Source organism: Haemophilus sp. HN_Hi10 (assembly GCF_049821985.1).
GTDB lineage: Bacteria > Pseudomonadota > Gammaproteobacteria > Enterobacterales > Pasteurellaceae > Haemophilus > Haemophilus influenzae_D.
Genome location: NZ_CP187495.1, coordinates 1805954 through 1827108 on the forward strand (window position 1 = coordinate 1805954; position 21155 = coordinate 1827108).

At 38.5% G+C, this 21155-nt stretch carries 15 protein-coding genes and 2 pseudogenes; 16 read left to right on the forward strand and 1 reads right to left on the reverse strand.

Annotated features, from left to right (window positions below; translation table 11 throughout):
* The first annotated feature begins 10 nt into the window (after positions 1-10).
* From cydB to nrfD, 8 genes are all read left to right on the forward strand, one after another.
* The gene (gene cydB / locus ACPT8Q_RS08985; RefSeq protein ID WP_005656051.1) at positions 11-1147 is read left to right on the forward strand and encodes a cytochrome d ubiquinol oxidase subunit II; all 1137 of its coding nucleotides are present in this window, start codon (positions 11-13) and stop codon (positions 1145-1147) included.
* Between the two features lie 264 nt (positions 1148-1411).
* Positions 1412-1864: a DUF441 domain-containing protein gene (locus tag ACPT8Q_RS08990; RefSeq protein WP_005690764.1), complete on the forward strand. Its 453-nt coding sequence runs from the start codon at positions 1412-1414 to the stop codon at positions 1862-1864.
* Positions 1865-2254 (forward strand): DUF423 domain-containing protein, encoded by a 390-nt coding sequence (locus tag ACPT8Q_RS08995; protein WP_021034900.1) that lies wholly within the window; start codon positions 1865-1867, stop codon positions 2252-2254.
* Positions 2251-6162 (forward strand): ATP-dependent RNA helicase HrpA, encoded by a 3912-nt coding sequence (gene hrpA / locus ACPT8Q_RS09000; protein WP_061671390.1) that lies wholly within the window; start codon positions 2251-2253, stop codon positions 6160-6162. The genes ACPT8Q_RS08995 and hrpA overlap by 4 nt, the downstream gene beginning before the upstream one ends.
* A gap of 252 nt (positions 6163-6414) precedes the next feature.
* Positions 6415-7941 (forward strand): ammonia-forming nitrite reductase cytochrome c552 subunit, encoded by a 1527-nt coding sequence (nrfA, locus tag ACPT8Q_RS09005; RefSeq protein ID WP_050948591.1) that lies wholly within the window; start codon positions 6415-6417, stop codon positions 7939-7941.
* Positions 7942-8016: 75 nt separating this feature from the next.
* Positions 8017-8667, forward strand: a complete 651-nt coding sequence (gene nrfB / locus ACPT8Q_RS09010) for a cytochrome c nitrite reductase pentaheme subunit (RefSeq protein ID WP_050838224.1) — start codon at positions 8017-8019, stop codon at positions 8665-8667.
* Positions 8664-9341, forward strand: coding sequence for a cytochrome c nitrite reductase Fe-S protein (nrfC, locus tag ACPT8Q_RS09015; protein WP_050948592.1), 678 nt, complete (start codon positions 8664-8666; stop codon positions 9339-9341). Before nrfB ends, nrfC begins: the two co-directional genes overlap by 4 nt.
* The gene (gene nrfD, locus ACPT8Q_RS09020; protein ID WP_050948593.1) at positions 9338-10303 is read left to right on the forward strand and encodes a cytochrome c nitrite reductase subunit NrfD; all 966 of its coding nucleotides are present in this window, start codon (positions 9338-9340) and stop codon (positions 10301-10303) included. The genes nrfC and nrfD overlap by 4 nt, the downstream gene beginning before the upstream one ends.
* Positions 10304-10541: 238 nt before the next feature.
* Here the strand turns inward: nrfD and pyrH are convergent, their stop codons facing one another.
* Entirely contained in the window at positions 10542-11255 is a 714-nt protein-coding gene (gene pyrH, locus ACPT8Q_RS09025) for a UMP kinase (RefSeq protein ID WP_005662848.1), read from the reverse strand.
* A gap of 131 nt (positions 11256-11386) precedes the next feature.
* On the opposite strand from pyrH, the gene ACPT8Q_RS09030 reads away from it, so the two are divergent.
* The 8 genes and pseudogenes from ACPT8Q_RS09030 (at position 11387) to ACPT8Q_RS09065 (ending at position 21132) form a co-directional block, all read left to right on the forward strand.
* A complete protein-coding gene (locus tag ACPT8Q_RS09030) occupies positions 11387-12955 on the forward strand; it encodes a phosphoethanolamine transferase (RefSeq protein ID WP_050948594.1) in 1569 nt (522 codons plus the stop codon).
* A 117-nt stretch (positions 12956-13072) separates the two neighbouring features.
* Complete coding sequence (gene fabZ, locus ACPT8Q_RS09035; RefSeq protein WP_050838232.1) at positions 13073-13477, forward strand: 3-hydroxyacyl-ACP dehydratase FabZ; 405 nt, start codon at positions 13073-13075, stop codon at positions 13475-13477.
* 13 nt (positions 13478-13490) lie between these two features.
* Positions 13491-14279, forward strand: coding sequence for an acyl-ACP--UDP-N-acetylglucosamine O-acyltransferase (gene lpxA / locus ACPT8Q_RS09040; RefSeq protein WP_050948595.1), 789 nt, complete (start codon positions 13491-13493; stop codon positions 14277-14279).
* 66 nt (positions 14280-14345) lie between these two features.
* On the forward strand, positions 14346-15518 hold the full coding sequence (lpxB, locus tag ACPT8Q_RS09045) for a lipid-A-disaccharide synthase (protein ID WP_050948596.1): 1173 nt from the start codon (positions 14346-14348) through the stop codon (positions 15516-15518).
* Complete coding sequence (gene rnhB / locus ACPT8Q_RS09050) at positions 15511-16104, forward strand: ribonuclease HII (RefSeq protein WP_005651699.1); 594 nt, start codon at positions 15511-15513, stop codon at positions 16102-16104. Before lpxB ends, rnhB begins: the two co-directional genes overlap by 8 nt.
* A 104-nt stretch (positions 16105-16208) precedes the next feature.
* Positions 16209-16354: pseudogene (locus tag ACPT8Q_RS09055) on the forward strand (IS1595 family transposase); the annotation flags it as partial.
* A gap of 62 nt (positions 16355-16416) precedes the next feature.
* Positions 16417-18368, forward strand: a pseudogene (locus tag ACPT8Q_RS09060) (DNA methyltransferase).
* Positions 18358-21132, forward strand: a complete 2775-nt coding sequence (locus ACPT8Q_RS09065; protein ID WP_050948597.1) for a DEAD/DEAH box helicase family protein — start codon at positions 18358-18360, stop codon at positions 21130-21132. The pseudogene ACPT8Q_RS09060 and the gene ACPT8Q_RS09065 overlap by 11 nt, the downstream one beginning before the upstream one ends.
* The last annotated feature ends 23 nt before the right edge of the window (positions 21133-21155 follow it).

Sequence of the window (21155 nt, forward strand, 5' to 3'; positions counted from 1 at the left end):
GAGATAAATTATGATTGATTATGAATTTCTACGTTTTATTTGGTGGGTGTTAGTTATTGTATTATTGATTGGCTTCTCTGTAACTGATGGATTTGATATGGGCGTGACCGCACTTTTACCTGTAACAGGTAAAAAAGAAGTGGAACGCCGTATTATGATCAACACTATTGCTCCCCATTGGGATGGTAACCAAGTTTGGTTATTAACTGCAGGTGGTGCAATATTTGCAGCTTGGCCAATTGTATATGCAGTATCTTTCTCAGGTTTTTACATTGCATTAGTATTAGTCTTGGCAGCGTTATTCTTACGCCCATTGGGTTTTGAATATCGTGCAAAAATTGATAATCCAACTTGGCGTTCTGTTTGGGACTGGGGATTATTCGCAGGTGGTTTTGTACCAGCATTAGTATTTGGCGTGGCTTTTGGTAATTTATTACAAGGCGTTCCATTCCATTTTAACGAATTGACTCAAGTGACTTATACAGGTTCATTTTTTGAGCTATTAAATCCATTTGCATTATTATGTGGTGTTATTAGCTTATCAATGCTTGTGACTCATGGTGCAAACTGGTTGCAAATGAAAACCACTGAAGTCTTACGTGATCGAGCTCGTTCAGTAAGTCAAATTGGTTCTATTGTGACTTTAATTGCATTCGTATTAGCTGGCGTATGGTTATATTCTAAAGATGGCTATGTGGTTACTAGCACCATCGATCATTTCGCTCCATCGTCTCCAATGAATAAAGAAGTTGCTGTAGAAACTGGCGCGTGGTTTAGAAATTTCAATGAAATGCCAATTCTTTGGATTTTCCCTGCGTTAGCTGTAGTTGCTGCATTATTAAATGCTGCATTTTCTAAAGCTAATCGTTGTGGTTTTGCATTCTTCTTCTCTGCATTAACAATGGCTGGAGTGATTATTACTGCTGCAGTATCAATGTTCCCATTTGTGATGCCTTCAAGTTCACATCCTGAACAAAGTTTATTAATGTGGGATTCAACTTCAAGTGAATTAACATTAACATTAATGCTGATTTTTGCAGTTGTTTTTGTGGTCATTGCCTTAGCTTATACTATTTGGTCTTACTCAAAAATGTTTGGTCGTTTAGATGCTAATTTCATTGATAAAAATAAACACTCATTATACTAAGGAGAAATAGAATGTTATATGCGATTTGGGTAGTGGGTGTATTGTTTGCAATTTGGGCTAGTGCGAAATGCACCATCAATAAAGAAAAAAAAGGTAAATTTGAAGAATAAATTATTCAAGAATTTTACTAACTAAATAAAAGGGTTCACTATGAACCCTTTTTAACTTCCCTATTCATCTTTTTCTCAACAACAATGGAAAATAATTTTACGAATTTCTATGCTAGAATATTTATCAAAATTTCCATTTTTTTAACCGCACTTTATGACATTACAATTCAATACTATTGCTCTATTACTAGTTATACTTCTTATTCTTGGCGTATTAAGCAACAATAGCACAATTACCATCTCTGCCGCTGTATTACTTATTATGCAGCAAACTTTTTTATCTTCTCACATTCCTTTGCTCGAAAAATATGGCGTTAAAATTGGTATCATTATTTTAACCATTGGGGTTTTAAGCCCCTTAGTTTCAGGGAAAATTCAGTTGCCTGATTTATCAGGTTTTCTTAGTTGGAAAATGGCTCTTTCTATTGCAGTTGGAGTGCTTGTGGCATGGCTTGCTGGCAAAGGTGTACCTTTAATGGGTGAACAACCGATTTTAGTCACTGGCTTGCTTATCGGCACAATTATTGGTGTAGCATTTTTGGGTGGAATTCCTGTTGGTCCCCTTATTGCTGCAGGGATATTAGCTTTATTTTTAGGGAAAATTTAAATGAAAAACAAATGGTTATTTATCGCAGGATTAAGCGGTTTTTTATGTGTGACGATTGGTGCTTTTGCGGCACATGGATTAAGTAAAGTTTTAGAACCTAAAGAATTAGCGTGGGTTGAAACTGGTGTGAAATATCAAATGTTCCACACCATTGCGATTTTAGCGATTGGCATTTTGCAATTATGCCGTGAAGCATTGGTTACAAACAAAATGGCTAATTTTGCTGCAGGGGCTTGGACGTACGGCATCCTTCTTTTTAGTGGCAGCCTTTATGTACTTACGCTTGGTGCAGGCAAGTTCCTAGTTTGGGTAACACCAATTGGCGGAACGTTATTTTTAATTGGTTGGCTTTGCTTGGCTTACGGTGGTTTTAAAAGTAAATCAGTATGAAGAACAAATCAGTCAAACGTGAATTAAATCCGATACAACAATCTCTCTTTTCAAAACTCAACGATATTATGCTGGTGGATCAACGCCGTTTATCTGCCCGCATCCATGGCATCGGTAAGATTAAAAACCTAGAGGCACAACAAGCCGTTGCAGATGAAATCCAACAGCAAATTGAACAAGCAAGATTACGTGTAGAAAATCGTAAAAGTGCGGTTAAACATCCGATTGTTTTTCCTGAAAGCCTACCTGTTAGCCAACGCAAAGTAGAAATTCAAAAATTGCTTTCTGAACATCAGGTCATTGTGGTGGCAGGGGAAACAGGTTCAGGTAAAACCACTCAATTACCGAAAATGTGTTTGGAATTAGGTTTCGGCAATCTGGGTATGATTGGTCATACTCAGCCTCGCCGTATTGCCGCTCGTTCGGTGGCGGCACGTATTGCGGAAGAACTGGAAACGGATCTTGGCGGTTTAGTTGGTTATAAGGTTCGTTTTAACGATCAAATTAGTGATGATACACAAATTAAATTGATGACTGACGGGATCCTGTTAGCGGAAATTCAAAACGATCGTTTTCTCAATCAATATTCTTGTTTGATTATCGATGAAGCCCATGAACGTAGCCTAAACAACGATTTTATTCTCGGTTATCTGAAACAGCTTTTACCACGTCGTCGTGATTTAAAACTTATCATCACGTCTGCGACCATTGATGTGGAACGTTTTTCCAAACATTTCAATAATGCACCGATCATTGAAGTGTCAGGCAGAACCTATCCTGTGGAAGTGCGTTATCGTCCTATTGCAGAGGAAGATGATCAAGATCAGCTACAAGGTATTCTCAATGCGGTGGATGAACTGCAAGCAGAAGGTCGAGGCGATATCTTGATCTTTATGAACGGAGAGCGTGAAATTCGTGATACCGCCGAAGCTTTACAAAAACAAAATCTAAAACACACGGAAATTCTACCGCTCTTTGCTCGATTGTCTGCGCAAGAACAAAATAAAATTTTCCATCCAAGCGGTTTAAATCGCATTGTATTAGCCACCAATGTCGCGGAAACTTCATTGACCGTACCTGGCATTAAATATGTAATTGACCCAGGTACAGCGCGCATTTCCCGTTATAGCTATCGCACCAAAGTACAACGTTTACCGATTGAACCTATTTCACAGGCATCGGCTAATCAGCGTAAAGGTCGTTGTGGTCGTGTGAGTGAAGGGATTTGTATCCGTTTATATTCGGAAGAAGATTTTAATTCTCGTCCGGAGTTTACCGATCCTGAAATTTTACGCACCAATTTAGCCTCCGTTATTTTGCAAATGACAGCATTGGGTTTGGATGATATTGAAACGTTCCCATTTGTTGATGCACCAGATAAACGCCATATTCAAGATGGGATAAAACTGTTGGAAGAATTAGGTGCGTTTGAAATGGTTCGCACCAAAGCAGGCGAAAAACGTCAATTAACGGCTGCTGGTCGTCAATTATCGCAACTCCCTGTGGATCCACGTTTGGCGAAGATGTTGCTGACTGCTGTCTCACAAGGTGCGTTGCATGAAGTGATGATCATCGTTTCTGCGTTATCCATTCAAGATCCGCGTGAACGCCCACAAGAAAAACAGCAAGCTTCCGATGAAAAACATCGCCGTTTTGCTGATAAAAAATCAGATTTCTTGGCGTTTTTAAATCTTTGGCGTTATGTACAAGAACAACAAAAAGAATTGAGTAAAAACCAATTCCGTCGTCAATGCCAAAAGGATTTCTTAAATTATTTACGTATTCGCGAATGGCAGGATATTTATCATCAAATTCGCTTAACCGTGCGTGAAATAGGCTTACCGATTAATTCCGAAAAAGCAGAATATCAGCAAATTCATACCGCACTTTTAAGTGGCTTGCTTTCTCATATCGGCTTAAAAGAAGCAGAGAAACAACAATATCTCGGCGCCCGCAATACGCATTTTGCGATTTTCCCTAATTCCGTGCTTTTCAAAAAACAACCGAAATGGGTAATGGCAGCAGAATTAGTGGAAACTTCCAAACTTTGGGGGCGTATGGTGGCAGAAATTGAGCCAGAATGGATTGAGCCGCTCGCCGAGCATTTAACAAAAAAATCCTATTCCGAACCGCGTTGGTCGAAATCTCGTGGTGCGGTAATTGCAGATGAAAAAGTCACGCTTTACGGTGTGCCGATTATAGCTGCGCGACCAGTGAATTACGGTGCTATTGATCCAACGGTAAGCCGTGAGATCTTTATTCAATCTGCCTTAGTGGAAGGGGATTGGAATACCAAGCATAAATTCTTCAAAGAAAATCAACGACTCCTTCGAGAAGTGGAAGAGTTGGAACACAAAAGCCGCCGACGCGATATTTTGGTGGATGATCGCACACTTTTTGAATTTTACGATCAGCGTATTGGCACAGAAGTTGTCTCTCAAAAACATTTTGATACCTGGTGGAAAAAGGCGCAACAAAAAGATCCTGAATTGCTTAATTTTGAACGCTCATTCTTGATTAATGATGATGCGGAACAAGTGAGCAAGCTGGATTTCCCGAATTTCTGGCATCAAGGCAATTTGAAACTCAAACTGACGTATCAATTTGAACCAGGTACTGATGCGGACGGCGTGACCGTGCATATTCCCTTGCCATTGCTCAACCAAGTGGAAATGACAGGTTTTGACTGGCAAATTCCAGGCTTGCGTGAAGAACTAATCATCGCACTAATTAAATCTCTGCCGAAATCTTATCGCCGTAACTTCGTGCCTGCACCTAATTATGCCCAAGCTTTTTTAAGTCGCACCGTACCATTGGAAAAACCGTTATTAGATACGCTGATTTATGAATTGCGTCGTATGACAGGCGTTACCGTTGAGGCGGAACAGTGGAATTGGGAACAAATTCCAAGCCATTTGAAAATGACGTTTCGCGTGGTGGATGAAAACGACAAGAAAATTGCCGAATCCATGAATTTGGACGAGCTGAAATTTAGTTTAAAAGATCGTGTGCAAGAAAGCATTTCTGCTGTGGCAGATGATGGCATTGAACAAAGCGGACTACATATTTGGAGCTTTGCAGATTTACCACAATGTTACGAACAAAAACAACGTGGTTTTAGCGTAAAAGCGTTCCCAGCTATTGTGGATGAAAAAGATGCCATAGGTATCAAACTGTTTGAAACAGAGTTTGAGCAAGCAGTAGTAATGCAACAAGGTCTGTGCCGATTGTTACTGCTTAACGTGCCGTCACCAATTAAATATCTGCATGAAAAATTGCCGAATAAAGCTAAATTGGGGCTGTATTTTACCCCGTTCGGCCGTGTCTTAGATTTGATTGATGACTGTATCGCTTGTGCTGTGGATAAACTGATTACCGATTTTGGCGGCTTTGTTTGGGATGAAGCTGGCTTTGAAAAATTGCGTGATTTTGTACGAGAAAACCTTAACGAAGTGACTGTGGATATTGCGCAGAAAGTGGAGCAGATTCTCACTCTCACTTACCAACTTAACCAACGCCTTAAAGGCAAAATGGATTTCACGATGGCATTTGCATTATCCGACATCAAATCGCAACTTGCAGGTTTGGTGTATAAAGGTTTTGTGCAAAAGAGCAGTTATGATCGCCTACCAGATTTACAACGTTATCTGCAAGCCGTTGATAAACGTATTGATAAGTTGGCTCAAGATGTAAACCGTGATCGTGCTGCGATGTTACGCGTAGAGCAAGTACAACAGGCTTACCAACAATTGCTGGCTAAACTGCCAAAATCTAAACCTATTTCCGATGAAATTGCGGAAATTCGCTATATGATTGAGGAATTGCGCGTAAGTTTATTTGCACAACAATTAGGTACGAAATATCAAATATCAGATAAAAGAATAGCAAATATTATTAGTCAATACTAATGATAATAATACTCAAAATTAAGGCGGTTTTATACCGCCTTAATTTATTTAAAGCAATAACATACCTCTTTTTAAGTATTTTAAAAGATAAGCTTGATCAAGCTCAAACTTTAGCATTCTGCGAGTAGAAAAACTTTTTTCTTTTGGTATCTTACGCTCGAATGAAAATATATATCTACATTTGTGTGGATATTAAGAATAATTCTCAACTTTCTACTTAACCTTTTTATTACAACAAATGGAGTGATTATCGTGAACGCATTCAAAAAAAGCCTTATTGTGGCAGCGTCTTTCGCGAGTTTAAGCTTATTTAACTCAGCCACTGCTGAGCTTGTATATAAGCCATTAGAACAACCTGTTGAACCCGCAAAACCTGATTTGAAAATTGAATCCGTAAATGAAAAATTTGCAGAAAAATATCCAAATCAATATAACAGCTGGCGTTCAACAGCAAACGGTAATGGCGAAAAAATTATTTATGCTGATGAAGAAGATCCGCGCCTAATCGTACTTTGGGGAGGTTATGCGTTTGCAAAAGAATATAACGCACCACGCGGTCACTTTTATGCGGTAACAGATGTGCGTAATATTTTACGTACAGGTGCGCCAAAAACTGCAAATGATGGCCCTCAAGCTATGGCATGTTGGACATGTAAAGGCCCTGATGTTCCACGTTTAATCGCGGAATGGGGGGAAAAAGATTATTTCAATGCGAAATGGGCAAAAGGTGGACCTGAAATCGTGAACTCAATTGGTTGTGCTGACTGTCACGATACAACCTCTAAAGATTTTGCAGAAGGCAAACCAGCATTACGTATTGCTCGTCCACACGTATTACGCGCACTTGACGCTTTAGAAAAAGCCACTGCAGCAAAAGATAAAGCGGAAGGTCGCCCACATAACAATTTAAGCTTCAACTCGGCGGCACGTACTGAAAAACGCGCTGAAATCTGTGCAAACTGCCACGTAGAATACTACTTCGCTGGCGACATAAAGCAAGTAACCTTTCCTTGGGATAATGGTCAAACCGCAGATGATATTGAAAAATATTATGATGATATTGGTTTCACTGACTGGACTCACTCACTTTCTAAAGCACCAATGTTAAAAGCACAACACCCTGACTTTGAAATTTGGTCTTTAGGTATGCACGGTAAAAATGGGGTAACTTGTGTAGATTGCCATATGCCGAAAGTACAAGGCGCAGACGGTAAAGTTTATACTGACCACCAAATCCAAAATCCATTCGATGCATTTGACCACACTTGTGCAAATTGTCACGATCAAAGCAAAGAAAAATTACGCGATATTGTTACTTCACGTAAAAAAGAAGTGAAAGATGTAATGGGTCGTTTAGAAGACCAAGTTGTTAAAGCTCACTTTGAAGCAAAAGCGGCTTGGGACGCAGGTTCAACTAAAGAAGAAATGGAAGCAGCATTAATGGATATTCGTCATGCTCAATGGCGTTGGGATTACACTGCTGCAAGCCATGGTGGTCATATGCATGCGCCTGAAGTAGTACTTCGTGTATTAGCTTCTGGCTTAGATAAAGTAGCAGACGCGCGCACTAAACTTGCTGTAATCTTAACTAAACACGGTGTGAAAACTCCAGTTCAAATCCCAGATATTTCAACAGCTGATAAAGCGTGGAAAGTAATGGGTATTGATATTGAAAAAGAACGTAAAGCGAAAGAAGAATTCTTAAAAACTGTGGTACCGCAATGGGAGCAACAAGCTAGAGAAAAAGGCTTATTAGTTGATCCACCAGCACAAAAATAAATGAAAAATCTACCGCACTTTTAACTGCAACTAGAAAGTGCGGTAGTTTTCAAGGTCAAATTTGAGGTAACCCAAATGAATTTAACTTCTTTAATCAACAAATCTGCAAAAGCGTTAGCGTTAAGTGCGGCATTTGTAGCGGCGCCATTTTTGGCTTATGCCGATGATGCACAAAAACCTGCGGATCATTTTACTTATGAACCGCAATTAGATAACCAACGCGATCCAAATCAATATTGTGCTAAATGCCATAAATTCGACAAGGTAGATAAGAACCAAACGCTAGAACAGTCTGGTGGCGAACTCCACTTTGGTAAATTTCACGGTGCACATTTAGATAAGAAAAATCCAAATAACGGTAAAGCAATTACTTGTGTAAGCTGTCACGGTAACATTTCTGAAAATCACCGTCGTGGTGCTAAAGATGTTATGCGTTTTGAAGGGGATATTTTCGGTAATAAAAAACCGATGTATTCAGTTCAAGAACAAAACCAAGTTTGCTTTGCTTGTCACCAACCTGACAAACTTCGTGAAAAACTATGGGCGCATGATGTTCACGCAATGAAATTGCCTTGTGCAAGTTGCCATACTCTTCATCCTAAAGAAGACGCAATGAAAGGTATTCAACCAAAACAACGCGTTAAACTTTGCGTAGATTGCCATGGCAAACAACAAAAACGTAAAGCTGAACAAGATAAACTAACCGAACAAAAGGATAAACAATGACAGTCTGCTCACGCCGAAACTTTGTTTCTGGCATGGGGGCAATGATCCTTATGACAGGGACATCTTTACCTGCTTTTGCAAAAGAAAACAAGGCAGATAAACCTAAACGTTACGCAATGATACATGATGAAAATGCGTGTATCGGCTGTACAGCCTGTATGGACGCCTGTCGTGATGTAAACCAAGTGCCAGAAGGCGTTTCTCGCTTAGAGATTCTACGTAGTGAACCTTATGGGGAATTTCCAAATCAAGAATACGAGTTCTTCCGTCAATCTTGCCAACATTGTACAAATGCACCTTGCGTAGCAGTTTGTCCAACTGGTGCATCTTTTATTGATAAAGAGACTGGCATTGTAGATGTACATAAAGATTTGTGTGTAGGCTGCCAATACTGTATAGCAGTTTGCCCATATCGTGTACGTTTTATTCATCCAGTACATCGTACCGCAGATAAATGTAACTTCTGCCGCGATACAAATTTAGCCAATGGTAAACAACCGGCTTGTGTGGAAGCTTGCCCAACCAAAGCATTAACCTTTGGCGATATGAATGATCCAATGAGTGCTGTTTCACGTAAAGTGAAAGAAAAACCGGTTTATCGCACTAAAGTGGAATTAGGTACACAACCAAACTTGTACCACATTCCATTCCAACATGGGGAGCCTAGAAGATGACATTAGATTATCCAGTTCCATTTCATACGCCTAATCTAGTATGGGATTATACCATTGCGATCTACTTGTTCTTATTGGGGATCTCATCTGGTGCGGTACAGTTAGCAATTGCGTATAAACGCAGTAATAAAATAGAAAATCTAAGCCAAAACTGGATTATTCGATCTGGGGTAATTTTAGGATCTGTACCAACATTAATTGGTTTAACGCTATTAATTTTCCACTTGACTCGACCTTGGACATTCTGGAAATTGATGTTTAACTATCAATTCAACTCCGTAATGTCGATGGGGGTCATGCTATTCCAAATCTATATGTTATTTTTAGTAATTTGGGGTGTAGTGATTTTCAAAAAAGAAATCGAAGCATTAATTAATCGCTTTATACCAAAACTGCAATTTGTGATGAAACTCATCGGTATTGCAGAACGTATTGCAAGTCCAGTCGAAGTTATTCTTTTCATATTGGCTGCAGTGCTTGGTGCATACACAGGGTTCTTACTTTCTGCATTGATTAGCTATCCAATGTTGAATAACCCAGTATTACCCGCATTATTCTTAGCCTCTGGCACATCATCTGGTATTGCTGCAACCTTCTTAATTATCTTAATTGCAGGAAAACTAAAAGGTGATTCTCACGAATCGCACTTCATCCACAAATTTGAAGTGCCAATTATGGTGACAGAACTTGGTTTGCTTGTGTGTTTCTTCGTTGGCTTACATTTTGGTGGCGGACAAAAAACAGTTGCCTTACATAATGCCTTATCTGGTTTTTGGGGAGCGATATTCTGGGTTGGAGTATTGATTATCGGTATCTTGATCCCATTAATCGCCAATATGTTTGTTAATGACCGTTTAAAATACAATCGTAACTTTATTATCTTGGTGTCAATTTTTGACTTAATTGGGGTATTCTGTTTACGTTTCTTTGTTTTATATGCGGGACAACTCACTGTAGCCTAAACTGACTTTTTATAAAAAATTAATCTGCATTCTAAAAGTTTGATTAACTTTCTCACTTATTAGCGTGCAGATTTTTATATCTAAATAATCCAACTATGAAGACTAAACAGAATTTACGAAAACTTTCATTCCTGCCGTAATGCTTTATTTAAATTAAAAAGACTAAACTCAATGAATTAAAAGTTTAGTCCTTAATTTAATTATGTATTTTCTTTAATATTATTCTTTTCAACATTCACTAACAAATAGTGGTACCTTCTTCAGTACCTGTCACTACTTGACGTAATGCCCCAGGTTTACCCATATTGAACACTCTAATCGGCATGCCATGATCGCGAGCTAAAGTAAACGCCGATAAGTCCATCACTTTTAATTCTTTATCGATCACTTCTGCATAAGTTAAATTTTTATAAAGTTTTGCATCAGGATTTTTCGCTGGATCACAATCATACACACCATCAACTTTAGTCGCTTTCAACACAACATCAGCTTCAATTTCAATACCACGCAAACAAGCGGTAGAATCAGTGGTAAAGAATGGATTTCCCGTTCCCGCAGAGAAAATGACTATGCGTTTTTCGCGTAACATTTTGATTGCTTCAGACCAGTTATAAGTATCGCAAATACCATTTAATTGGAAAGCGGACATTAATTTTGCGTTCACATCAGCACGGAATAAAGAATCACGCATTGCCAAACCATTCATCACCGTAGCAAGCATTCCCATATGATCGCCCACCACGCGATTCATCCCCGCTTTTGCTAGTTTTGCACCACGGAATAAGTTGCCGCCACCAAGAACGACGCCAACTTCCACACCCATCTCCACTAATTCTTTAATTTCAACAGCCATACGATCGAGAATCGCAGGATCGATACCAAAACCATCTTCTCCTTGTAATGCTTCACCGCTTAATTTCAATAAAATACGTTTATAAATTGGTTGGCTCATTGTTTTTTCCTTCTGGCTTAAAAAAATTGGCTTATTCTATAAAATAACCGCTCAAGAGTGAAGAAGTTAAATATGGAAATTCTGAGTGAAAGGTGGATAATAGCGATATTTTCTTTTCAGGGAAGACAATGATGAACACGAAAAAAACAAGCCAAATTTTGCCCGCACTTTTTGCGGTGATTTGTGCCGCATTCGCGGGTTATTTTATTTTAATCGGTTCTGGGATGTTTACAGAACCAACTGTAGATCTTATTCTGCTTGCGACAATAACTATTCTCTTATTAAGCAGCAGTAAAAAATCCTTCTATTTTATTTTGCTACCTCTTACGTTACTGCATGCTTTTTATACACCTACGGGGCTAAATTTTGGCCCTCCAAGCTATCAATATATCGCCTCGCTTTTCGCGACAGATATATTGGAAACGAAGGAATTTCTATTGCAAATTCCAGTGAGTAGTTACTTAATTGCTTTCACCATTCCTATTTTGATTTTTCTTCAGTACAAAAGTGCGGTGAAATTTGGCATAAAATTTTATCGTAATAAAACATTTATTGCCTTGGCGACACTGCTCTTTGCCTACAATATGCCACTTGCCGAACCTATTAAAGAAACCATAAGTTCCACATTAAAAATTGTAGATGAAGTGCAAAAACTAAAACAAATCTCTCAATCTGATAACTGGGGAAAATCAACATTAGAAAATTCACGCTATGATGATTATGTAATTGTACTCGGAGAAAGTGCGCGGAAAGATTACCACCATGCCTACGGTTATCCAATAGAAAACACCCCCTTTATGTCTAACGCTAAAGGCACGTTGATTGATGGTTTTCGTTCAGCAGGAACAAATACCGTCGCCTCACTTCGTTTAATGCTAACCTTTCCAGACAAAGAAAAATGGGAACCCAATTACAGTTTGAGTTTAGTAGATCTCATCAAATCTGCAGGCGTGAAAACTTATTGGCTTTCTAATCAAGGTATGCTCGGTAAATTCGATACGCCCGTTTCATCCCTCGCTTCAAAATCTGATGAAACCTTTTTCTTGAAAAAAGGCGGAAGCTTTAATTCGACTAACTTTAGTGACTTTGATTTATTACCAAAATTCGCCCAAGTATTAGAAAATTCTGTTCAAGGAAAACGTTTTATTGTGTTGCATATTTATGGTTCACACCCAATGGCTTGCGATCGTATCGAAGATTATCCAAAAATCTTTGATGATAAAGATCTTAATCCGAAATATGGTTATTTAAATTGCTATGTGTCGTCTATTAAGAAAACCGATGAATTTTTAAAACGTGTATATGATCAGCTTGAAGAAAATGCGAAGAAAAATCACCGCACTTTCTCAATGATTTATTTCTCAGATCACGGTTTGTGCCACCAACAAGATGAAAAAAACAATATACTTTTGTTCAATCAAAACTGTTTCAGCCGAGAGCACCATAATATTCCGCTATTCAAAATTTCATCAGATGACACAGAACGCAAAGAATATAAGGTGTTTAAATCAGGTTTAAACTTCTTAGAAGGGATCGCAAATTGGATAGGAATTAAAAATCCTCAATTAACGCAAACAGAAGATTTATTTTCTAACGAATCGGATAAAAATGACTTTGGATTGCAAAAACGAATTGATGAAAAATATCGTAAAGATGACGATCCAGCCATTGATATTCGTCCTAAACACGGAGCATATTGAGTACGTTTTATTTTTAGCTATAAATATCGTATAATCCGACGGATTTTATTTGTTTATTTTTTATAAGGTATCAACGTGTCAGAACAACAACCAAGAGTGATCGAATCAAAAGAAATTATGACTTTATTGCCACATCGCTACCCATTTTTGTTAGTGGATCGCGTATTGGATTTTAAAGAGGGCGAATGGTTAAAAGCAATTAAAAATATTAGCGTCAATGAACCTTGTTTCACAGGTCACTTCCCGGGCGAACCCATTTTACCGGGCGTTTTAATTTTAGAAGCTTTGGCACAAGCAATGGGCATTTTAGCCTTTAAAACTCACGAATTCAAAGGCGGTGAATTATTCTATTTCGCAGGTATTGATGAAGCGCGCTTTAAACGCCCGGTGTTACCTGGAGATCAAATGGAATTAAACGTTCAAGTGATTAAAGAACGCCGTGGTATCACTTCATTTACTGGCGTTGCTACCGTAAATGGCGAAATTGCTTGTGAAGCAAAACTAATGTGTGCTCGTCGTTAATTAAGGGGTAAATATGATCCACCCAAGTGCAAAAATTCATCCAACTGCCCTCGTTGAAGAAGGGGCGGTAATTGGCGAAGACGTTTTTATTGGGCCTTTCTGTATTGTTGAGGGCAGTGTTGAAATCAAAGCTCGCACTGTATTGAAATCTCACGTTGTGGTACGTGGCGATACCGTGATTGGCGAAGATAACGAAATCTATCAATTTGCGAGCATTGGCGAAGTAAACCAAGATTTGAAATATAAAGGCGAAGCTACAAAAACCATTATTGGTAATAGCAACCGAATTCGTGAACACGTGACAATTCATCGTGGCACGATTCAAGGCTGTGGCGTAACCTCTATTGGCAATAACAATTTATTAATGGTTAATGTTCACGTTGCACACGATTGCCAAATTAAAAATAACTGTATTCTGGCAAACAATGCAACGCTTGCAGGTCACGTAGAATTAGATGATTTCGTGATTGTTGGCGGTATGTCAGCGATTCATCAATTTGTGATTGTTGGTGCACACGTTATGTTAGGCGGTGGTTCTATGGTAAGCCAAGATGTACCACCTTATGTTATGGCGCAAGGCAACCACGCCCGTCCATTTGGCGTAAACTTAGAGGGTTTGAAACGTCGTGGTTTTGATAAACCAACCATGCACACAATCCGTAACATTTATAAAATGCTCTATCGTGGCGGTAAAACACTTGAAGAAGTGTTACCAGAAATTGAGCAAATTGCGGAAACCGATTCAGCGATCAGTTTTTTTGTTGAATTTTTCAAACGTTCAACTCGCGGAATTATTCGTTAATAAAACTTCTTCATTTTCAACCGCACTTTGCACACCAAAGTGCGGTTATTTTTTAGGATAAATTTGATGAACAAAACAAATCCAACCATTGCTCTTGTTGCAGGAGAAGTATCTGGTGATATTCTCGGTGCTGGTTTAATTCGCCAGCTCAAAGCACATTATCCTAATGCGCGCTTTATTGGTATTGCAGGCACAAGAATGTTGGCTGAAGGCTGTAAAACGCTCGTCGATATGGAAGAGCTTTCAGTCATGGGATTGGCTGAAATATTAAAACATCTTCCTCGTTTGCTGAAAATTCGTAAAAATGTCATTCAAACTATGTTGCAAGAAAAACCTGATGTTTACATCGGCATTGATGCGCCTGATTTTAATTTGGATGTAGAACTCAAGCTCAAAGCTAACGGAATTAAAACCATTCATTACGTGAGCCCCTCTGTATGGGCATGGCGTCAAAATCGTATCCATAAAATTGCCAAAGCGACCCATCAAGTTCTTGCCTTTTTGCCTTTTGAGAAAGCCTTTTACGATAAATTTAATGTCCCTTGCCGTTTTATTGGACACACAATGGCAGATGCTATTCCGCTCAAACCAAACCGTGCCGAAGCCTGCCAAATGCTACAGATTGATCCCGCACAACGCTATTTAGCTATCCTAGTTGGAAGTCGTGGTTCAGAAGTGGAATTTCTGGCTGAGCCTTTCTTGAAAACCGCTTTATTATTAAAAGAACAATTCCCAGATTTGCAATTGCTCGTTCCTTTGGTAAACGAAAAACGACGAATTCAATTTGAATCCATTAAAGCTAAAATTGCGCCAAATCTAGACCTGCATTTAATTGACGGCAATGCACGACAAGCAATGATCGCCGCTGATGCAACACTGCTTGCTTCAGGAACAGCAGCGCTTGAAGCAATGCTTTGTAAATCCCCAATGGTGGTAGGCTATCGAATGAAACCACTGACCTATTTCTTAGCAAAACGTTTAGTGAAAACTGATTATATTTCTTTACCAAACTTGCTTGCGAATGAAATGCTCGTGCCTGAAATGATTCAAGAAGAATGCACGCCAGAATTGCTCGCTGAAAAACTATCTGCTTATCTTTCTGATGATGAAAGTGCGGTAAAAAATCGCCATGTTTTAATTCAGCACTTCACGGATTTACACCAAAAAATTCAATGCAATGCCGATAAGCAAGCGGCTCAAGCGGTCATTGATTTATTAGAAGGAAAAGAAAATGTTTGAATATCCACAAGGCTATGAATTGATCGCTGGCGTTGATGAAGTTGGGCGAGGCCCTTTAGTTGGGGCGGTTGTCACGGCTGCCGTTATTTTGGATCCGAATAATCCAATTGAAGGACTCGCTGATTCTAAAAAACTTTCTGAGAAAAAACGTTTAGCCCTTGCTGAAGAAATCAAAGAAAAAGCCCTTGCTTGGGCATTAGGACGAGCTGAAGCTAACGAAATTGACGAGATAAATATCCTGCAAGCCTCCTTGCTGGCAATGACTCGAGCAATAAAATCTTTAAAAATTCAACCGCACTTTGTGTTGGTTGATGGCAATAAGATCCCAAAAGATTTAGCTATTCCAGCGCAAGCCGTCGTCAAAGGCGATAGCCTTGTAGCGGAAATCAGTGCAGCCTCTATTTTGGCGAAAGTGGCACGAGACCAAGAAATGGAAGAATTAGACAAGCAATATCCAGAATACGCTTTTGCCCAGCATAAAGGCTATCCGACCAAATTACATTTGGAAAAATTAGCTGAACTTGGCGCGTTACCGCAACACCGTCGTAGCTTTGCCCCAGTGAAAAAAGCACTAGAACAGTTTTAAAATGCTAATTTGGTTTAACAAAGGCTGTGTTTTAATACTGTGTTGATGCTTTCACTAAAATTTGATAAAACCCTTATAGTTCAATTGACTATAAGGATTTCATTATGTCAGGCATTACAAAAGATTTAGACATTTTAAAACAACTTTTTGAGAATTTATCTGATACAGATAAACAAATTTTTTGACTTCTGTTAGTCAAAGAAAACAGGTTAAGAGAGTAATTGAACCTGTACGGTCAATAAATATACCTAAACACCCTGCTATTCCTGTGTAATAGCATATTAAGATAATGACTGATGAGGATTTATAACGATGAAGGCAAACATTCAAACCGAATTAACCCAAGCCCTGCTATCACACGAAAAAGTATGGGCGAACGAAGAAAAAACCATTTTAGCCAAAAACATCCTGTTGGATTTGGTGGAAAAAACCGACCCGACCATTATCGGTTTGTTATTGAGTAATGATGAGTTAAAACGCCATTTCTTTGTGGAAGTGAATGGTGTTTTGGTGTTTAAATTGCAGGATTTTCGTTTTTTCTTGGACAAACACAGCGTCAATAATTCCTACACAAAATACGCCAACCGCATTGGTTTGACGGACGGCAACCGCTTTTTGAAAGACAGCAGTGATATTGTGTTGGATTTTCCGTTTAAAGATTGTGTGTTAAATGGTGGACAAAGCACCGAAGAAGGCGAAGAGATTTATTTTAAACGTAATAATGACCAGTCAGATAGTCAGTTATACACCAAATTAACCCGAAAAAGACAAGAAATCTTTTTTAATCAAACGCTTGCTTTTGATGAAATTGACCGACTTTTTGACGCAAAAGCATTCTCAAAATTCTCTCGCCACACCGCAGACGGCAAACAAGCCGTTGGCAAAATCAAACACCGTTCAGACGGCACACCGGCCGAAAATCTCATCATCAAAGGCAATAATCTGATTGCCCTGCATTCGCTTGCCAAGCAGTTTAAAGGCAAAATCAAACTAATTTATATTGACCCACCGTATAACACGGAAAACGATAGTTTTAAATATAACGATAAATTTTCACATTCCACGTGGCTCACTTTTATGAAAAATCGCTTAGAAATTGCGAAAACTTTATTAGCTGATGATGGTGTGATTTTTATCCAATGTGATAACAATGAATATTCATACTTAAATGTTTTACTTAATGATATTTACAGTAGAAACAATCATATGAATACAATTATTTGGAAAAAAGTTAAAAGTGCTAAAAAACAAAGCTCATTTTTATCTAATGTGGTTGAATATATATATTAGTTTATTCTAAAAATGGTAAATCAAAAATTAACAAACTTTTCCTTAAAAAGGTTGAAGAGGCAGATTTTAAAAATTACCCATATATTGAAGAAAATACAAATAGAAGGTATGGTTCGTTTGACTTTACTCAAAAAGGTCAAGGTCAGGCAAGATATTTTAATGGTAAATTACTAGAGCCACCAAAAGGAAAACATTGGATTTGGGGACAAGAAGAAATTGATAAAGGTATTAAAGCAGGAAGAATTATTTTCACAAAAAATGGAACACCTAGGGTTAAACGGTATCTTGACGATAAAGAAGGCAATCCATTATCTGATTTATGGAATGATGATGAAGTCCAAATTATCTCGGCTAACGATGCCCAAAGAGTTGAAGATTTTGATGGACAAAAACCAGAAGCACTAATCAAGCGAATTATTGAACTAACAACCAACGAATCCGACATCGTCCTAGACTACCATCTAGGCTCTGGCACAACCGCTGCCGTTGCCCACAAAATGAACCGCCAATATATCGGTATTGAACAAATGGATTATATTGAAACGCTTGCCGTTGAACGCATGAAAAAAGTAATTGATGGCGAGCAAGGCGGTATTTCCAAAGCCGTGAATTGGCAAGGTGGCGGCGAGTTTGTTTATGCCGAACTTGCTCCATTTAACGAAACCGCAAAACAACAAATTTTGGCTTGCGAAGATTCAGACGGCATCAAAACACTGTTTGAAGGTTTATGCGAACGCTATTTCTTGAAATACAACGTCAGCATAAATGAATTTAGTCAAATCATTGAAGAGCCTGAATTTCAATCCTTGGCATTAGACGAACAAAAACAAATGGTGCTTGAAATGTTGGATTTAAATCAAATATATGTTTCATTATCCGAAATGGACGATGAACAATTTGCAGGTTGCTTAAATGATGACGATAAAGCGTTAAGCCGTGCGTTCTATCAAGCGGAGAAAAAAGATGGCGAATGATAAAACGTTGTTTGATTGGGTGGAAGACCGCAAATCAATGCTGGAAGAAATGGAACAGACGGATTTTTTCGCGCTGCCTGAATTTGTTTCCAATAATTTAAAATATCCGTTTTTTGAATGGCAAAAATCGGCTTTAGAAAATTTTGTGATTTTTGACCGCACTTCAAAATTAAAGGATTTCCCCGGCATCAAAAACCGTCCTACCCATTTGCTGTTCAATATGGCAACGGGAGCCGGCAAAACAATGATGATGGCGGCGTTGATTTTGTATTATTTTGAAAAAGGGTATCGGCATTTTTTGTTTTTCGTCAATCAAAATAATATCGTGGATAAAACGGAAAATAATTTTATTGACCCGGCGCACGCAAAATTTTTATTTACCGAAAAGATTTTGCAAGGCGATACGGTTATTCCCATTCGCAAAGTAGAGACATTTAGCCCACATTCAGACGGCATTGAAATTAAATTTACCAGTATTCAAAAACTGTATAACGATATCCACACCGAGCGAGAAAACCAAACCACATTGGCAGATTTGCACAAATTGAACCTTGTGATGCTGGGCGATGAAGCACACCATTTAAACGCACAAACCAAAGGCAAAAAACAAGACGAGTTGGATTTAGAAAAGGAAATGAACGACCGCACTAGCAATGCCGAAATTGAACGTAAAGGCTGGGAGCATATGGTTTTGGAGTTGTTGCTCAATAAAAATGGCAATCCTAGCCAAAATGTGCTATTGGAATTTACCGCCACGTTGCCTGAAAATGCTGACGTGCAACAAAAATACGCGGATAAAATCATCACAAAATTTGGGTTAAAAGAATTTTTGCAAAAAGGTTATACCAAAGAAATCAATTTGGTATCCAGTACGTTGGGTAAGAAAGAGCGAGTATTGCACGCTTTATTATTTGCTTGGTATCGCCATCAAATCGCGTTGAAATACGGCATTGCCAATTTCAAACCTGTGATGTTGTTTAGAAGTAAGACGATTGATGAATCAAAAGCGGATTATTTGGCATTTTTAAATTGGGTAGAAAAGGTGCAAGCGGTTGATTTTTCATTTTTAACGACATTTTCAACAAGCTTAAACGATGGCGATAACGCCAACGAACAAGGCAAAACCCGCACCGAACAAGCCCTAAAATTTATGCAGGAAAATGGCTTTGAGTTTGCACATTTGGCAAATTGGGTGAAACAAAATTATCAAAAACACAATGTCATTATTACCAACTCCGAAACCAACAAAAAGAAAACTGAAAAAACCGACAGCGAAACCGAAAAATTGCTAAACAATCTGGAAGCGGCTGATAATCCAATCCGTGCCATTTTTACGGTGGATAGATTAACCGAAGGTTGGGACGTTTTAAATTTGTTTGATATTGTGCGTTTATATGAAGGGCAAAACGGCGGCGGTTCAAATAAAAAATCAGGCAAAACGGCTGCCGCCACCGTATCGGAAAAGCAGTTGATTGGTCGCGGCGTGCGTTATTTTCCATTTGCGTTTGAAGGTAAACAGCCGAATAAACGCAAATTTGACAACGATATGCAACACGAATTGCGTATCTTGGAAGAATTGTTTTATTACACGCACGATGAGCAATCCCGCTATATTTCAGAATTGAAAAACGAGTTGCGAAAAGACGGTTATTTGCCTGAAAAAGACGATGATAAGGTGCTGGCAACATTTAAACTCAAATCTGAATTTGCCGATAATAAGGATTTTAGAGAATTGTTAATTTGGGCGAATAAAAAAATCCCCAACCCAAACGCTAAAAGCAATAATGCAGACAGCCTGCAAGCCAATCCGCAAACGCTTTCATTCCAAGTTCACGACAATCAACTGTTGCAGGAAACGCAATTTACAGCCGATGAAAATGATGAAACCGCCCGACAAATCGGCACACAAAATAATTTTACTCAAACCATAAAAATGAGTGAAATGGAGCGGCACATTTTCAATAAAGCCTTGCATATCAAAGGAAAAAACAGTCAATCTTTATTCCATTTCGACCGCCTGCAAAGCAAACTCAATATTCAAAATCGCAATGAATTGCAAAATAAATTGTTGAAAGACTGGCAAATTGAATTTTTAGGATTAGGGCAAGACAAACAGGTTCTCCCGGACGATAAACTTGCAGGCTGCCTGAAAATCTTGGAAATGGTTGAAAAGCATTTGAATGAAAGTGATAAGCCATTTATCGGTACAAAAGAATTTACGCCTAAAAAATTATGGGAAATTTTCGGCACGCCAAAACAAAAATGGGTCAAAAAAGATGATGTAAAAACGACTATTGCCACGCAAAATGATTGGTATGTGATGGATAATTTTGCTGGAACAAGTTTGGAAGAAGGGTTAATTCAATTTATTTCAGAGCGTTTGGGCGATTTGAAATCTAAATATGACGTTCATTTAATCCGCAATGAAGAAGTGTTTAAATTGAATAACTTTGCCGATGGTGAAGGATTTATGCCGGACTTTGTTTTATTGCTGAAAGATAAACAAAAATCTTCTTCCGACAGCGTGGACGGCTTTTTGCATTACCAAATTTTCATTGAACCGAAAGGCGGGCATTTAGTGGAAACTGATAGGTGGAAAGAAGAATTTTTAGAAGCCATCACAGCAGAATATGGCAAGGATAAGATCCTGCAAAAAGATACACCGCATTATCGTTTGATCGGTTTGCCGTTTTTTACCGATCATCAGAAAAATGGACAATTTACGGAGTCATTCCCTCTAGGAGAGACATTGCTTGAAAAATAGAGTGGTGTATTATTAAAACACAG

Coding starts and splice junctions, on each gene's coding strand:
- cydB (WP_005656051.1), top strand. CDS start 11: ATGATTGATTATGAATTTCTACGTTTTATTTGGTGGGTGTTAGTTATT.
- ACPT8Q_RS08990 (WP_005690764.1), top strand. CDS start 1,412: ATGACATTACAATTCAATACTATTGCTCTATTACTAGTTATACTTCTT.
- ACPT8Q_RS08995 (WP_021034900.1), top strand. CDS start 1,865: ATGAAAAACAAATGGTTATTTATCGCAGGATTAAGCGGTTTTTTATGT.
- hrpA (WP_061671390.1), top strand. CDS start 2,251: ATGAAGAACAAATCAGTCAAACGTGAATTAAATCCGATACAACAATCT.
- nrfB (WP_050838224.1), top strand. CDS start 8,017: ATGAATTTAACTTCTTTAATCAACAAATCTGCAAAAGCGTTAGCGTTA.
- nrfC (WP_050948592.1), top strand. CDS start 8,664: ATGACAGTCTGCTCACGCCGAAACTTTGTTTCTGGCATGGGGGCAATG.
- nrfD (WP_050948593.1), top strand. CDS start 9,338: ATGACATTAGATTATCCAGTTCCATTTCATACGCCTAATCTAGTATGG.
- pyrH (WP_005662848.1), bottom strand. CDS start 11,255: ATGAGCCAACCAATTTATAAACGTATTTTATTGAAATTAAGCGGTGAA.
- ACPT8Q_RS09030 (WP_050948594.1), top strand. CDS start 11,387: ATGAACACGAAAAAAACAAGCCAAATTTTGCCCGCACTTTTTGCGGTG.
- fabZ (WP_050838232.1), top strand. CDS start 13,073: ATGACTTTATTGCCACATCGCTACCCATTTTTGTTAGTGGATCGCGTA.
- lpxA (WP_050948595.1), top strand. CDS start 13,491: ATGATCCACCCAAGTGCAAAAATTCATCCAACTGCCCTCGTTGAAGAA.
- lpxB (WP_050948596.1), top strand. CDS start 14,346: ATGAACAAAACAAATCCAACCATTGCTCTTGTTGCAGGAGAAGTATCT.
- rnhB (WP_005651699.1), top strand. CDS start 15,511: ATGTTTGAATATCCACAAGGCTATGAATTGATCGCTGGCGTTGATGAA.
- ACPT8Q_RS09065 (WP_050948597.1), top strand. CDS start 18,358: ATGGCGAATGATAAAACGTTGTTTGATTGGGTGGAAGACCGCAAATCA.